The sequence below is a fragment of the Vibrio sp. TMPB1044 genome (assembly GCF_030442075.1).
In the GTDB taxonomy this organism is placed as follows: Bacteria; Pseudomonadota; Gammaproteobacteria; order Enterobacterales; family Vibrionaceae; genus Vibrio; species Vibrio satsumensis.
On sequence record NZ_JAUJED010000003.1, the window covers coordinates 187440 to 202518 of the forward strand.

13 protein-coding genes are annotated in these 15079 nt (G+C 45.1%); 5 read left to right on the forward strand and 8 right to left on the reverse strand.

Translation table 11 applies throughout. From position 1 onward, the window contains the following. The first annotated feature begins 34 nt into the window (after nt 1–34). Together torC and torA are read left to right on the forward strand one after the other, a co-directional pair. The gene (gene torC, locus QQ041_RS01245) at nt 35–1216 is read left to right on the forward strand and encodes a pentaheme c-type cytochrome TorC (RefSeq protein ID WP_146491866.1); all 1182 of its coding nucleotides are present in this window, start codon (nt 35–37) and stop codon (nt 1214–1216) included. A 24-nt stretch (nt 1217–1240) separates the two neighbouring features. After that, nucleotides 1241–3703: a trimethylamine-N-oxide reductase TorA gene (gene torA / locus QQ041_RS01250; protein ID WP_146491867.1), complete on the forward strand. Its 2463-nt coding sequence runs from the start codon at nt 1241–1243 to the stop codon at nt 3701–3703. 294 nt (nt 3704–3997) lie between these two features. On the opposite strand, the gene QQ041_RS01255 is transcribed toward torA, so the two are convergent. Then, nucleotides 3998–5212, reverse strand: a complete 1215-nt coding sequence (locus QQ041_RS01255) for a putative manganese transporter (protein WP_285952931.1) — start codon at nt 5210–5212, stop codon at nt 3998–4000. Nucleotides 5213–5412: 200 nt separating this feature from the next. On the opposite strand from QQ041_RS01255, the gene QQ041_RS01260 reads away from it, so the two are divergent. Together QQ041_RS01260 and QQ041_RS01265 are read left to right on the forward strand one after the other, a co-directional pair. Then, nucleotides 5413–6318 carry a manganese-dependent inorganic pyrophosphatase gene (locus tag QQ041_RS01260; RefSeq protein WP_215403179.1) on the forward strand — a complete coding sequence of 302 codons (906 nt, stop codon included), beginning with the start codon at nt 5413–5415 and terminating at the stop codon, nt 6316–6318. Nucleotides 6319–6467: 149 nt separating this feature from the next. Continuing rightward, nucleotides 6468–6857, forward strand: coding sequence for a DUF2750 domain-containing protein (locus QQ041_RS01265; protein WP_004734596.1), 390 nt, complete (start codon nt 6468–6470; stop codon nt 6855–6857). Nucleotides 6858–6954: 97 nt separating this feature from the next. Here QQ041_RS01265 and QQ041_RS01270 read toward each other — a convergent pair whose 3' ends face one another. The 7 genes from QQ041_RS01270 to pspF form a co-directional block, all read right to left on the reverse strand. After that, on the reverse strand, nt 6955–7734 hold the full coding sequence (locus tag QQ041_RS01270; protein ID WP_285952932.1) for a DUF2927 domain-containing protein: 780 nt from the start codon (nt 7732–7734) through the stop codon (nt 6955–6957). 36 nt (nt 7735–7770) lie between these two features. Then, nucleotides 7771–8553: an ATP-binding cassette domain-containing protein gene (locus tag QQ041_RS01275; RefSeq protein ID WP_017060304.1), complete on the reverse strand. Its 783-nt coding sequence runs from the start codon at nt 8551–8553 to the stop codon at nt 7771–7773. Continuing rightward, nucleotides 8550–9551 carry an oligopeptide/dipeptide ABC transporter ATP-binding protein gene (locus QQ041_RS01280; RefSeq protein ID WP_060982812.1) on the reverse strand — a complete coding sequence of 334 codons (1002 nt, stop codon included), beginning with the start codon at nt 9549–9551 and terminating at the stop codon, nt 8550–8552. The genes QQ041_RS01275 and QQ041_RS01280 overlap by 4 nt, the downstream gene beginning before the upstream one ends. Next, nucleotides 9551–10438 carry a putrescine export ABC transporter permease SapC gene (gene sapC / locus QQ041_RS01285; protein WP_060982811.1) on the reverse strand — a complete coding sequence of 296 codons (888 nt, stop codon included), beginning with the start codon at nt 10436–10438 and terminating at the stop codon, nt 9551–9553. The genes QQ041_RS01280 and sapC overlap by 1 nt, the downstream gene beginning before the upstream one ends. Continuing rightward, nucleotides 10425–11387: an ABC transporter permease subunit gene (locus tag QQ041_RS01290; RefSeq protein WP_060982810.1), complete on the reverse strand. Its 963-nt coding sequence runs from the start codon at nt 11385–11387 to the stop codon at nt 10425–10427. Before QQ041_RS01290 ends, sapC begins: the two co-directional genes overlap by 14 nt. Continuing rightward, nucleotides 11387–13009, reverse strand: a complete 1623-nt coding sequence (sapA, locus tag QQ041_RS01295; RefSeq protein ID WP_285952933.1) for an ABC transporter substrate-binding protein SapA — start codon at nt 13007–13009, stop codon at nt 11387–11389. The genes QQ041_RS01290 and sapA overlap by 1 nt, the downstream gene beginning before the upstream one ends. Nucleotides 13010–13111: 102 nt before the next feature. After that, on the reverse strand, nt 13112–14134 hold the full coding sequence (gene pspF / locus QQ041_RS01300) for a phage shock protein operon transcriptional activator (protein ID WP_285952934.1): 1023 nt from the start codon (nt 14132–14134) through the stop codon (nt 13112–13114). 272 nt (nt 14135–14406) lie between these two features. Here pspF and pspA point away from each other — a divergent pair, with 272 nt between their 5' ends. Further along, nucleotides 14407–15078, forward strand: a complete 672-nt coding sequence (gene pspA / locus QQ041_RS01305) for a phage shock protein PspA (RefSeq protein WP_010440091.1) — start codon at nt 14407–14409, stop codon at nt 15076–15078. Nucleotide 15079 lies beyond the last annotated feature (1 nt).

The window sequence follows — 15079 nt, forward strand, 5'->3', positions numbered from 1 at the left end:
CATTTTTTAAAATCAATATTTAAGAGAGCTAAACATGAAATCATTTTTAGTTAAATTATGGCGCACAATGACTCGCCCTGCAGTACACATCAGTCTTGGTGTACTAACTATGGGTGGCTTTATCGCCGGTGTTATTTTCTGGGGCGGTTTCAATACAGCGCTAGAACACACAAATACAGAAGAGTTCTGTGTAAGCTGTCACACGATGCGTGACAACGTGTACGTAGAACTGCAAGAAACGGTTCACTGGAAAAACACTTCTGGTGTGCGTGCTACTTGTCCTGACTGTCACGTTCCACATGAATGGACAGCAAAAATCGCTCGTAAGATGCAAGCATCTAAAGAAGTATTCGCTCAAGTATTTGGTGACCTAGATACACCTGAGAAATTCGAAGCTCGTCGTATCGAACTGGCTAAACACGAATGGGATCGTTTCTCTTCGAACAAATCTCTAGAGTGTAAAAACTGTCACAACTACGATTCAATGGACTTCGAGAACATGCGCCCAACAGCGCGTATCCAGATGAAGAATGCAGCAGAACGTGATCAAAGCTGTGTTGACTGTCATAAAGGTATTGCTCACAACCTTCCAATGGATATGGCATCAGCAAGCGGCATTGTTGGCGAGCTAGAAAACGTAGCAAGCAGCACATCTTACACAAATGGTTCTGACGTGATCTCTATTCGTCACCTACCAATGTACACAGATGAAACAGCAACAGTAGAAGCGGGTCTACTAAGCCCTGCAAGTAAAGTTGCGGTTATCGACGAAAAAGGCGACATGATCAAGATTCAAATCGACGGTTGGCGTAAAGCGAAAGGCTTCGGACGTGTAATCCAAGAAGACTTCGGTATGAACATCTCAACTGCAATCTTGACGAAAGAAGTATCTCAAAGTGACGTTATCACTGTTGGTGAGAAGAAAGAAGATGAGCTTACTGGCCTTCCATGGGAAGAAGTTAACCTAGCACTTTGGATGAAGAAAGAGTCTATGGTTGATAACTTCGATCCAATCTGGAACGCAGCGGGTCAAGCGTACCAATCTAACTGTTCAACGTGTCACTCACAGCCAGATGAAGCTCACTTCAGCGCTAACGGTTGGGTAGGCATGCTAGATGGTATGATTGCATTCGTTAACTTCGATACAGATACAGAAGCACTGGTTCTTAAGTATCTACAGAAGCACTCATCAGATTTTTCTGAAGGCCATCACTAATAAGACGTCAATTGGAGTAACACAATGGCAATTACAAGAAGAAGTTTTCTGAAAGGTGTCGCTACTACAAGTGCGGCATCGGTTATCGGTCCAAGCTTATTGGCGTCGGCATCAGCGTCTGCAGCAGAAACAGACGGTGCGTGGAAAGTCTCTGGTTCTCACTGGGGTGCATTCCGAGCTCGTGTTTATGCGGGTAAAGTACAAGAAATTAAACCTCTAGAAATCGATCAACACCCAACTGAGATGTTGAAAGGTATTAAAGGTATTATCTACAGCCCATCACGTGTGCGTTACCCAATGGTTCGCCTAGATTGGTTGAAGAAGCATAAATACAGCGCAGACACGCGTGGTAACAACCGTTTTATTCGTGTGACTTGGGATGAGGCACTAGACCTTGTTTACCGCGAGCTAGAGCGCGTACAGAAAGATTACGGTCCATGGGCGCTTCACACAGGTCAAACTGGTTGGAGACAAACGGGTCAGTTCCACAGCTGTACTAACCACATGCAACGTGCAATGGCACTTCACGGTTACTCTGTGAAGAAAATCGGTGACTACTCAACAGGTGCTGGTCAAACGATCATGCCTTACGTGTTAGGTTCTACTGAAGTTTACGCACAAGGTACATCTTGGGAACTTATCTTAGAAAACAGTGACAACATTGTTCTTTGGGGTAACGATCCAGTTAAAAACCTGCAAGTAGGTTGGACATGTGAGACTCACGAGTCGTTCGCATACCTAGAACAGCTGAAAGAAAAAGTTGCTAAGAAAGAGATCAACGTTGTTTCTGTTGACCCTGTTAAAAACAAAACAGGTCGTTACCTAGAAAACGAGCAAATGTACATCAACCCACAAACTGATGTGGCGTTCATGCTTGGTGTTGCTCACGTGCTTTACAACGAAGGCCTATACGACAAGAAGTTCATCGAAACTTACTGTCTAGGTTTTGAAGACTTCATCAAGTACGTTCAAGGTGAAACGAAAGATAAAGTTGAGAAGACACCTGAGTGGGCTTCTGCTATCTGTGGCGCAAGCGCGGACTCTATCCGTGACTTCGCTAAGATGCTGGTTAACGGTCGTACACAGATTCTTGTGGGTTGGAGTATCCAACGTCAAGAGCACGGTGAACAGCCTTACTGGATGTGTGCAGTTATCGCAGCAATGGTTGGCCAAATTGGTCTACCGGGCGGTGGTATCTCTTACGGTCACCACTACTCTGGTATCGGTGTATCTTCAACTGGCTTCGCTGCTCCGGGTTCTTTCCCGCTGAACATCGACCAAGGTCAATCACCTAAGTACACCAACACAGATTACAACGGCTACAGCCGCGTAATCCCAGTTGCTCGTTGGGTTGATAGCTTGCTAGAGCCTGGTAAGAAGATCAAAGCGAATGGTTCAACGGTAACACTACCTGATATCAAGATGATGGTATTTAGTGGTAACAACCCGTGGCACCACCACCAAGATCGCAACAAGATGCGTAAAGCATTCAAGAGCCTACAAACTGTAGTGGCTGTTGATTTTGCTTGGACTGCAACTTGTCGTCACTCTGACATCGTGCTTCCTGCATGTACTCAGTGGGAACGAAACGATATTGATGGTTATGGCGCATACTCTGGTCGTGGTTTGATCGCGATGCACAAGCTAGTGGATCCTCTGTTCCAGTCTAAGACTGACTTCGAGATCATGTCTAGCCTGACTAAGCGTTGGGGTCGTTACGACGATTACACGCGTGGTATGGACGAAATGCAGTGGGTTAAATCACTGTACGACGAATGTCGCGCTTCAAATGAAGGCAGCTTCGAAATGCCTGAGTTTGCTGAGTTCTGGGAGAAAGGTTTCCTAGACTTCGGTAAAGGTAAGCCATGGACTCGTCACGCTTCATTCCGTGAAGATCCAGAGATCAACGCACTAGGTACACCTTCTGGTTTCATCGAAATCACAAGCCGTACTGTTGGCAATATGGGCTACGAGCACTGTCAAGAACACCCAATGTGGTTCGAGAAATCTGAACGTTCACACGGTGGTCCTGGCTCTGACAAACACCCGTACTGGCTACAATCTTGTCACCCAGACAAGCGTCTTCACTCTCAGATGTGTGAATCTGAAGAGTGGCGTGCGACTTACGCGGTACAAGGCCGTGAGCCAATCTACATCAACCCAGTAGATGCTAAGAAGAAAGGCATCAAAGATGGCGATGTAGTACGTGTGTTCAACGACCGTGGTCAACTACTAGCGGGTGCTGTTCTAATGGATAGCTATGCTCCTGGTGTTGTTCGTATCGAAGAAGGTGCTTGGTACGGTCCGATCAACGAGAAAGTGGGCGCGCTAGATACATACGGCGATCCAAACACACTGACTCAAGACATCGGTACGTCTGAACTTGCTCAAGCAACGTCAGCAAACACATGTTTGGTCGACTTCGAGAAGTTCCAAGGCAAGCTGCCTCCAGTAACTTCATTCGGTGGTCCAATCGAAGTTTCTTAAGCATCTCGCTTAAAAGCTAAGATTAAAGCTTGAATTAAAGCCCCTGTAAGCACTCTTACAGGGGCTTTTTGTATTTTAGATGTCTGTGTTAGTGTTTCTAAATAAGCATTATAACAGGGCTAATAGAGGGCGTTTTGAGCAGGCTGTAACGCGCTGTTTGAGAGAGGTGGTAGAAGCAGTGAAGCAGGAAGGGAATGTAAAAAGAACCTGTGGAAAGACTTAAGCAGACGGAAACAAAAAGGCCGATACAAAGTACCGACCTTACAGAAGCCTATGTAGTTAACTCTGATCAAGTTAGATCTCAAACATAAACCAATAGCTATAAGCACAGATTAAAGCGGGCACACTTGAATACAAGGTTGCGACCAGTGCTGCTTTCGGTGCCATCGCAATCGCAGGGAATAGCGCATCTCCATCATTTGAAATTGCATTACCTACCTGAGCAGAAAGTGGAAGCGCACCTGAAAGGTAAAGGCTAGTCACCAATAATTGTGGTCCACAGCCCGGTAGCAAGCCCATCAGGACCCCTGCCAGGGGGAGCATAATGCCCCAGCTTGAGAATAGCGTCGCAAAATCCACATTTGCTAGCACAGAGCCAAATTCGAAGAAGAGAAAGGCAACCACAACCCACGCTGTGACAAAGTTGGTGTCTTGAGCGGTTTTTTGCAGTGGATGAGAGCCTAAACATTTCTCATCTTCACTTACTGCTGATTTGTAATCTTCAATTTCGCGAGTGAGACCCCATAGAAACATTGAGCTAATCAGTAAAATTGTTCCCGTCCATTCCATCGACATTTCAGGCAACGCGAGTAACTCGTTTACATCTACTTGGAAAGAGCCAAGTAAGGCCACTGCAGCGCCGGGAATAATTAGTACAGACCATAGGTAGCCTTGCAGGTTGATCGCCTTTTTAGATACGGATTCTTTGTCTTGGGATTGAGATGAGCAACTGCGAACGGCTTCATTTTGCTCAGCTTGTTTTGGACGTAAGAAGTCATCCGCATGGAATAGATTAATGATTCGACCTGACGCAGTACCCACAATCACACCCATCGCCATCATAGCCAAACCCGTTTTGGGTTCACTTGCTATCAACAAGAAGGCGGCGTCACCCATGGTGGAGACGAGCACAGCAACTACCGCACCAAATCCGAGTTTTCCTGAGATAAATTGTGTGGTCACCACGATCGCACCGCCACAGCCGGGTAGCGCCCCCATAAGTGCTGCGAAGACAACTTGGTTGGAGCGGGATTGATGGACGAGTTTGTTGAAGACGTTATCTTTGTTGATGTACAGGCTTAACCAGTGGTAAATCGCCAAGGTTAAAGCCACATAGCATGACACTGCCCAGAAGGCGTCAGATAAAGTAGTGACCGTCAGTTCTCGCGTAGCAGGCGCCGCAACCAATGCTGCAAGTGAGATAGGTAATAGTAGCCGTTTAAATGACAGTGAAAACTGAGTTGTTTTCGCAGCGCTACTGCTTGGTAAAAAAGAGATTAGTCGATCCATAGGTGTTACTCAAAATTAGTGGCTTAAGATAAATATATACGAATGATAATAATTATCAATTGCATTTGTTGTTTTTTATCTATTGTTACTATTGGCTAAACCTACGAAACATGACCAATCTAAAAAAATGAGGTAAAGTATGGGTAATAAAGAGAGGCTCTAAAGGTAGAGTCATAATTGTTAGTGTAATAGGAAGAAACATGATTTTAGTTGTTGGTCACAAAAACCCTGATAGTGACAGTATTTGTAGTGCGTTAGTTGCAACTGAGCTTCTTAAAGCTCGTGGCGAGGAAGCGACACCAATTCGCCAAGGCGAGATCAACCGCGAAACTCAACACATTCTTGAAGTTGCTGGTGCTGAAATGCCAGAACTTCGTACTTCTGTTGCTGGTGAGAAAATCTGGCTAGTAGACTACTCAGATCTAGCACAAGCACCAGATGATGTTGCTGATGCAGAGATCGTAGGTATTGTCGATCACCACCGTCTAGGTGACGTGATGACAGTAAACCCAATGGAAGCTTGGATCTGGCCTGTTGGTTGTACAAACACTGTACTTTTCAACATGTTCAAGATTGAAGGTCACGCTATCTCTCAACAAATCGCTAAACTAATGATGTCTGCAATTCTTTCAGACACAGTTGGTTTTGCTTCTCCAACATGTACTCAAAAAGACAAAGACGCTGTTGCTGAGCTTGCTGAAATCGCTGGCGTAACAGACGTTGATGCTTTCATCAAAGCACTTCTAATCGCTAAAACAAACATTGAAGGCCTATCTGCTGCACAGCTAGTAGAAAAAGACCTTAAAGGCTACCCATTCAACGGTCGTGATGTTGTTGTTGGTCAAGTTGAACTTGCGACTCTTGAGCAAGTAGACGGCATGATCGAAGCGCTAGAAGCTGATCTTGAAGAGCGTTGTGAGAAAGATGGTCTAGCATTTGCTGCGGTAATGCTAACTGACATCACTACTGCGCAAACTCGCCTTCTTTACAAAGGTGAGTGGGCTGAGAAATTGGTTAAGCACGAGAAAGACGGCGTATTGATGATGGAAAATACACTAAGCCGTAAGAAGCAAGGCTGGCCTTGGCTGCAAGGTGAGCTTGTTTAATCAAGTCACTTAATAATAAACGCCTGCTACTTTAGCAGGCGTTTTTCTTTGAAGTAGATTTTCTTCTTCATCGATAATGTTTGAAGTTAAAAGCACTCGGCATAGAATAGCTTTGAGAGCAAAGTTACTGACTAAAGTAGGAAATTAAGATGACTACACAGCTAGACGATAAAAAAATCGCTGAAATCAACAAGTATACAGGCGAGCAACGCCTGAAATACTGTGTGAAAGAAATCGTAGCAAACCGTGAAGTATGGATCTTAACCGATGAACACGGTTGTGTAATGCTGAACACAGAAGATGAAGACTGTGTTCCAGTATGGCCAAACCAAGAGTTCGCAGAATCATGGGCAACGGGTGATTGGTCTGAGTGTAAAGCTGAGTCTATTTCGCTAAACAAATGGCACAGTCGCTGGACGAATGGTCTAGAAGACGACGAGCTTGCTGTTGTAGTATTCCCGAACGAGCAAGAAGAAGGCGTTATCTTGTTCCCGGATGAGTTCGATTTCGAATTGAAAAAGCAGGCTGCTAAGCGCTAGTTCTTTCGTAATACTGTAACATCGTAAGTCAGCGTTGCCTTTCTTAGGCAGCGCTATCATTCAATTATCTCACCTAAGCTGTTTCAACGTATTTTCTTCAATACCCAATCAACTGATACAAGGGCGCTTGTTGTGCGGCTTTAGAAGCTTGTTGAAGCACACCTGTTTTGCTGTATCTCTTGAGTATCTTTCGAACGATAGGTTTTACTTCAGACTTTGTCATTCCAGCTTTCAATTCGGGTTCATACAGTAGTTGCAGTAGCACCACATCTAAGGGCGATATCAAGTCTTCTGGTGTATGGTCATTGAAAATAGAAGGGTAGGCTTTATCTGAATCATTCGGCAGGCCTAGAGCTTGTGTGATCTCTTCTACGATACATGCGACTAACTTACCTCTCGATCTTGCCTGATCAACGGGAATTACAATCCCAGCGTAAACAATCTCACTTTTAGAATTGGTTCGATAACCCGCCGTGCAGATGGCGCTATTTAAATGCTGAGTTGATTTGAGCTTGAGCACTGATTTCGCCTCAGATATCCACTGGCTCTGCCTCGTGTATATCCACTTAACGTTCGCTTCGGACTCTTTACTGACGATTGTTATCGGGTGTTGAGTGACTTCAGATAGGTGTTGGATATGAAGCTCTGTGAGCTCTTGGTGTAGTTCCTCATCACCGACGAGGTGATCGATCCAAATCTTGATCGGTTGTTTCCATTTGGCGAGCGGTTTGTTGCCTTGGGAATATTCGTGTTGAAGCGCGACGTTATAAAAGGCAGTTTCGACGAAGGTTCTATCTAGCCAAGTGAGTGGTGTGCTTGTTGCGTTAAAGGAAAACAGTACCAACAAGAGGGGAAGCATTGAAGCTGTTCGTAACATACTTTTCCCCTCTGCTGAATGAAGCGTGATTACAGATTAGTGGTTCGGCGCTTTGGAGAAATGGCTCTCAACCAATCTTTGGGTGATTTGGTGAGTTGGATTGGTCAACACTTGATCCGTTTCCCCACTCTCAACCACATTACCTTCGTGCATGACAATGATCTTGTCGGTAATGTGCTTAACAATACCGAGGTGTTGGGATACATAAACAAACGATACGCCCATCTCTTCTTGTAACTCTAAGAACAGGTTGATGATTTGCGAGCGCATTGCCATATCCAAACCATTCAACGCTTCATCAGCGACAATGATGGATGGCTGAAGTATTAAGGCACGAGCCAAACAAACCCTTTGTTTTTGGCCTGCCGCAAGCATCTGAGGGTAGAAGTAAGCATGTTCTGGTAGAAGCCCCACGCGCAGTAGTGTGTCTTTCACACGACGCATACGGGCTTCTGGTGGCATGTTGGTGTTTCGTTTTAATGGACCTTCAAGAATTCGACCGATCTGAATGCGTGGGTTTAGCGAGGTATTCGGATCTTGGAAGATCATTCGAATCAGCTTACAACGAGTCGAGTAGTCTTTGTGCTCTAGCTTTTCGCCATTCACGCGGATCTCGCCTGCGGTTGGTTCAACCATGCCTGCGAGCATTCTTGCTAATGTTGATTTGCCAGAGCCATTCTGACCGATAAAACCTATCGTCTGACCTGCTTCGAGGGAAAAGCTAACTGGCTTCACCGCCTGATGGATCTTTTTACGGAAAAGACCAGAGCGAGTCGTAAAGTCTTTAGACAAATCACTGACTTCTAATAATGCACTCATGATTTCTTTTTCTTCTCCATATTCAGAGGGAAGTGACAGTTAAACTTGTGGTTTTTGATTCGCTTGGTATGTGGGATCTCGACACACTGCCTTTGCGCATACGGGCAACGAGGCCCTAATCGACAACCAATAGGAAGATGCTGCAGCGGCGGAATTGATCCTGGCAAAGATTGCAGTTTCTCTTTGTGGGGAATCCAGTCGTTAAAGTCTGGCATCGCTTTTAGCAGAGCAACGGTATATGGGTGTTTGGGTGCATCCAATAGCTTCTGCGTATCAGCTGATTCTACAGACTGACCACAGTACATAACGGTAATGCGAGTCGCCCATTGAGTAATGGTGGTTAAGTCATGGCCGATCAGAATGATGGTCGTGTTATTGATCTGATTCATTCGGCTCAATAAACGCAAGATCTGAGACTGAGTAATCGGATCCAAATCATTGGTTGGCTCATCTGCAATCAAGACTTTTGGCTTGGCTGCAATTGCCATTGCGATCATGACTTTTTGACACTCACCATCGGTCAGTTCATAAGAGTAGCTGTCCATTAGACGAGAGTGGTCTTTGATGCCCACTTTGTGCAATAACGCGATCGCTTGCTTCTTACGCCACTTAAATCGCTGCCACCAACGACCTTCAAATGCGTGTGAAGGAATCGCTTCAATGAGCTGATTACCCACTTTTTCCGATGGATCAAGACACGTAGAAGGTTCTTGGAAGATCATCGCGATATCACGAGCAATTACACGCCTGCGCTCTTTAGGAGTCAGTTGCAGTAGGTCGATATTACCTAAGCGCATTCGGTCTGCAGAAACCTTCCAGTTTTCTTTACAAACCCCGACGATCGCTTTTGCAACCAAGCTCTTACCTGAGCCTGATTCACCCACTAAGCCACGAATTTCCCCTTCATTGAGGGTAATACTCATTCGATCTACGGCTTTAACCATCCCTTGAGGAGTCTCAATTTCGATAGTTAGATGTCGAATATCAAGTAACGGCATTATTCGATTCCTGCATTTAGCGCTTGGCGAACACCTTCACCGACGAGGTTAATCACGATAACTGTAAACATAATAGCTAAGCCGGGTAGGGTTACTGTCCATGGCGCAAGGTAAATCAGCTCGACTGAATCACCCAAGATTGATCCCCATTCAGTACTAGGTGCTTGAGCGCCAAGTCCTAGGAAGCCCAAGGCCGTGATATCAAGAATCGCGACTGATAGTGCCAGTGTAATTTCAAGTGCCACCACGGTAAGAATGTTAGGAAGTATTGAGTTCCAGAGTAGATAGAAATCGTTCGCGCCATCAAGGCGAGAAGCCAAAATATAGTCTTTTTCTACTTCAGCATGCACGGCAATGTACACTGAGCGTATAAAGCGCGGAATCAATGCCAAACACAAGGCCAGTAAGATATTAAACTCACCAAAGCCCAGGAACGCCACGAAAATAATCGCCAGCAGAAGAGATGGAATCGACATAACGGTATCAAGCAGGTGGTTTAGCGTGCTTGATAGCAATCCACGAGTCATCCCGGCGAGTACGCCAATCAGACAACCAATGACTGCTGCGATAAAGGTAATCACCACCGCAGCGCCGAAAGTAAGCTGAGAGCCAATAATCAGGCGAGAAAGAATGTCTCGACCTAAGTCATCGGTACCTAAAAAGTATTCGACCGTGCCAGCAGGATCCCAAGAGGGCGGTGTTAATAGGTGACCGGTTTGTTCTTGTGCATCATGGGGGGCTAGCCACGGAGAGGTGACGGTAACCAGAATGATAAGCACCAAACACCACAAGCCAAACATAGCCAGGTTATTGCTACGGAAGCTGCGCCAGAAACGTTCGAACTGGGTTGGAATTTGTTCTTCTTGGTAGACGTTATTTGTTAGCATACCATTCCTTCCTTACCAGTGGGTTGATCATCGCGCCCAGTAGATCGGACAAAATGTTTGCGGTCAAAACCAAGGTTGCCACCACAATCACGCCTGCTTGAATAGAAACGTAATCTTGATTCGATAATGCATCCAATAACCAGCGGCCAATGCCCGGCCAGTTAAAGATAGACTCGGTAATAATAGCAAGCGTCAACATACTCGATAGTTGAACACCGACCTTAGGAATAATCGGAGGTATCGCGTTTCTTAGCACGTGCTGCGTGATGATCTCTCTCGTAGAAAGACCTTTAATTCGCGCAGCACGGATGTAGTTTTGCGTCATTACTTCAGCCACTGACGCTCTCATTAATCGGATGACCTGAGTGGTTGGCGCCAGCGCTAAAACAAGACAAGGCAACGCCATATGCTCGATAACACTTTGTAATGCGTGTGCGCGGTAGCGACCTTCGGCAAAAAAGGCGTCGATCATCGCGAAGCCAGTCACGTGTTCAATTTCGTAAAGCAGGTCGTATCGACCACCAACTGGGAACATTTCAAAGTGCAGTGAAAACACCATGATCATCAGCAATGCGACCCAAAAGATAGGTGCAGAGTAACCAGCCATTGAGGTGAAGGAAATGGTGGTATCGACGAACTTGCCTTGCCTCATACCTGCAATCGTGCCAAAAGGGATACCTATAAACAGCGCAAGCACAAAGGCAAAGAAGCACAGCTCTAGCGTTGCAGGGAAAACCACGGCTAACTCATCGATGATAGGGACACCATGCTTGCTTAGACCAAAGTTTAGTGTCGACAATTCAGTGATATAACTAAGCCAACCGGGCCAAAAATCTTGAATTGCCCAAGGTGAGGTTTGGTCTAATCGAAGCAGAGCAAAACCCACTAATGTCAGAATTCCTAACGTAATAATGAATAAGTTTACACGTCTTAATGTATACCAAAACATTACTGCACCTCTCTTTTGACTTGATCAAAAGGTTGAGCATTGAAAGGGCTCTGCTTAAAACCAGTTAGCGAACGATCGTGCACGCGGAATTGCACGCCATGAGCCAGAGGGATAACAGGAACTTCTTCATTGAGAATATTTTGGGCTTGTCGATACAAGTTCACACGGTGCCTTTGTTGATTGATCTCTAATGCTAAGTCGAGGAGGAAATCAAAGTCTGAATTACACCACATAGAGACATTTAACCCTGCACGTTCAGAGCTGCATGAGAGAAGCGGACGTAAGAAGTTATCAGGATCACCCGTATTGCCTATCCAGCCTGTAAGCAACAAATCTGTTGAGGAAATAGAAGACAATTGTGTGCGGTCAAATCGGTCGTCGGTATAGAGTTTCAATTCAATACCTATATCGGCCAAGTTTGCTTGGATCAGCTCTGCCGTTTTTCTTGGGCTTGGATTGTATGCGCGTGGCTCTAGTGGTACCCACATCGAAAGCTCTAATCCGGGCTCGACACCGGCTTCTTTAAGAAGCGCAATCGCATAGTTTCGGTCGTAGCGAACTTGAACACTGTCTTTTTGGTGAGCCCAAGAAGTAGGAGGAAGCAATGTATAGGCCTTAGTACCGGTACCGTAATATACAGAATCAAGAATGTTCTGACGGTTGATGGCTAAATTCAATGCTTTACGTACTCGAGAGTCACGCAGGGCTGGGTGCTCAGTATTTAGCGCGATGAAAGAGACATTGACCGCAGGCGTGGCGGAAATCTGCAACTCTTCATGAGCTTGAATAATAGGAATTTGGCTAGAAATCGGTGAGTTCAACACGTCACATTCACTGCGAAGGAGTTTGGCAAGTGTCCCAGTCCCTCGTTGTGATGTGTCAAACACAACTTGGTCCATTTCTACGTCACCCTTCCAGTAATGCTTGTTCTTTTTTAAGCGAACTAGATCATTGATTTGGTATTCATCTAAGTAGAAAGGTCCGGTGCCGACAGGGTTGGAATCGATTTGATTTTTCTCATCCGCTGCAATGAGCTTGTTGGCATATTCTTTAGAGTGAATGACCGCATAGCTGGTGGCGATATTGTTGAGAAATGAATTGTCTGGGCGACTTAATTGGAATTTCACCGTTAAGTCGTCAACGGCAGTGATATCGACAATCAGGTTTTTGAAGTCGATGCCGGCAAACCATGGATATAGGCCGCCGCCCACATAATGAAATGGGTTTGAACTATCAATGACACGTTCAAAGCTAAACACCACATCTTGTGCATTCATGCTACGAGTTGGGGTGAACCAGTCTGTAGTTTGGAACGCAACATTTGGGCGCAGTTTGAAAGTGTACTCTGTACCTGATTTATCAACAGACCAACTTGTCGCCAAGTTCTGTCTTGGTCGGTAAGTCATTGGATCAAGAGTGAGCAGTGTATCGAAGATTTGAGGGCTCAGCGATTCTGCGGTAATACCACTATCAACCAGTTGTGGGTTGAAGGTACTAGGATTACCTTGGCCGCAATAAATGAAGCCTTTTTCGCGGATTTGCTCGTGATTCACACTCTCACCACATCCAGCTAGAAAGCTCAGCGTACAGATGCTCAGTGATAGTCTTATTAGTGCTTTCATAAAAAGAAATACTTTTCGAAACGAGGCGTTAGAGGAGCCTCAAGATCCGGACAATTTAACATTTTATTTATTCGGCTCCAAATAATAATCAAGTGTGGACAGCTATTTATCGTTAGCTTGTCCGACAATCGCATACTTCCTCACCATTCCACGTAATTGGTTGTAGGTTAACCCAAGTAATTCTGCGGCTTGTTTCTGGTTATACTTGCTCTGTTTTAGGGCTTGATTGAGTAGCTTGATGTCTTGTTGTTCTTGCCATGCTTTGTAATCAAGCGGCAAAGAAAACGAACTCTCTGATGAAGTATGGCTGTTAGACGGCTCATTGCCAGTTTCCTGCGTGGAATATTGCTCTGTTTCCCATGCGGGCTTAAATGGGTTAAACACCAAAGATTCAATAGGATATGGATCTTTACCGTGTTGGTAGATAGCACGCTCAATGACGTTCTTGAGTTCTCGAACATTCCCCGGCCATGAATAATCCAGCAGCGCCTCAACGGCAGACGGAGCAAAGCCAACAAACAACTCCAATTCTAATTCACGGCACATCTTAATGGCGTAGTATTCTGCCAGCAGCGTGATGTCTTCTTTTCGCTCTCGAAGAGGGGGGATAGTAATCACGTCAAACGCGAGCCTGTCCAATAAGTCGGCTCTGAATTCGCCCCTTAATGCCATGTCTGGCAAGTCAGCGTTGGTCGCGCAAACCAGTCTTACGTTGGCACTTAAAGCTTTTTGTCCGCCGACACGTTCATACTGCCCGTATTCAATAACGCGCAACAATTTCTCTTGAACGGCAAGGGGAGTGGTCGCGAGCTCATCCAGAAACAGTGTCCCACCTTCGGCCCTCTCAAAACGACCTTGATGACGACCTTTTGAGCCCGTGAAAGAACCGGATTCATGACCAAACAGTTCTGAGTCAATCAAACCTTCACTGAGGGTTGAGCAGTTCAATGAGATCAACGGTTGATCCCAGCGTTTTGAAAGGTAATGCAGCCTTTGTGCGATCAGCTCTTTACCCGTACCTCGCTCGCCAATGATCAGAATAGGTCTTTCGATTGGAGCCAGATGAGAAACTTTATCTAAAACAGAGAGAAAGCTAGATGACTCACCAATGAGGTTCTGCTGCATAGCGGGTCCTTATGCGATTTAAGTACTGAAGAAGGTCATGTTAAGGCTGTAGTGGTGAAAAATACCAATACTTGGTTAAATTCATCATAGCATGATTCGAGTTAATCACCATTTTATCGTAAGTGACTGATAAACAATGTCTTAAAAGTTGGCACGCAACTTGGATTATTTATGGTAGGTTTAACAATTAACGTAAATTTTTGAGCAAGTGGATTGAGAGTCGAATAACGATTTAAAACACATTTGCCATCATTGTAATTAAGGAGTTCCTCATGGGCATTTTTTCTCGCTTTGCAGACATTGTAAATTCAAACATCAGTGCACTATTAGATAAGGCTGAAGATCCTGAAAAGATGATTCGCCTAATTATTCAAGAAATGGAAGATACGCTGGTTGAGGTTCGCACTAACTCCGCAAAAGCGATCGCAGATAAGAAAGAGTTAGCACGTAAAGTTGAAGCTATCGAAACTCAGATTCTAGATTGGCAAAATAAAGCGACTCTAGCACTGACTAAACAACGAGAAGATTTAGCTAGAGCGGCTCTAATCGAAAAGCAAAAACTGGAAGACATCATCAAGAGCCTGCACACCGAGCAAACTTTGGTTCATGAAACCATCGAAAAGCTAACCAGTGAGATCGGCAAGCTTGAAACTAAAATTGCAGAAACTCGCGCAAAGCAACAAGCATTAATGATTCGTAATAATGCGGCGAGCAATCGTCGTGATGTTCAAAAACATCTGCATTCAAGCAAAACCAACGAAGCAATGGCGAAGTTTGAGCAATTCTCGCGTAAAGTGGATGAATTAGAAGCTGAAGCGGACGTTTACGCTAAAACGGGTAACGCAAAATCTTTAGACCAAGAGTTTGCCGAACTACAAGCTCAAGATGAAATCGAAAAAGAGCTAGCGAAACTGAAGCAACAAGTTGAAAACCGCGATAAATAAT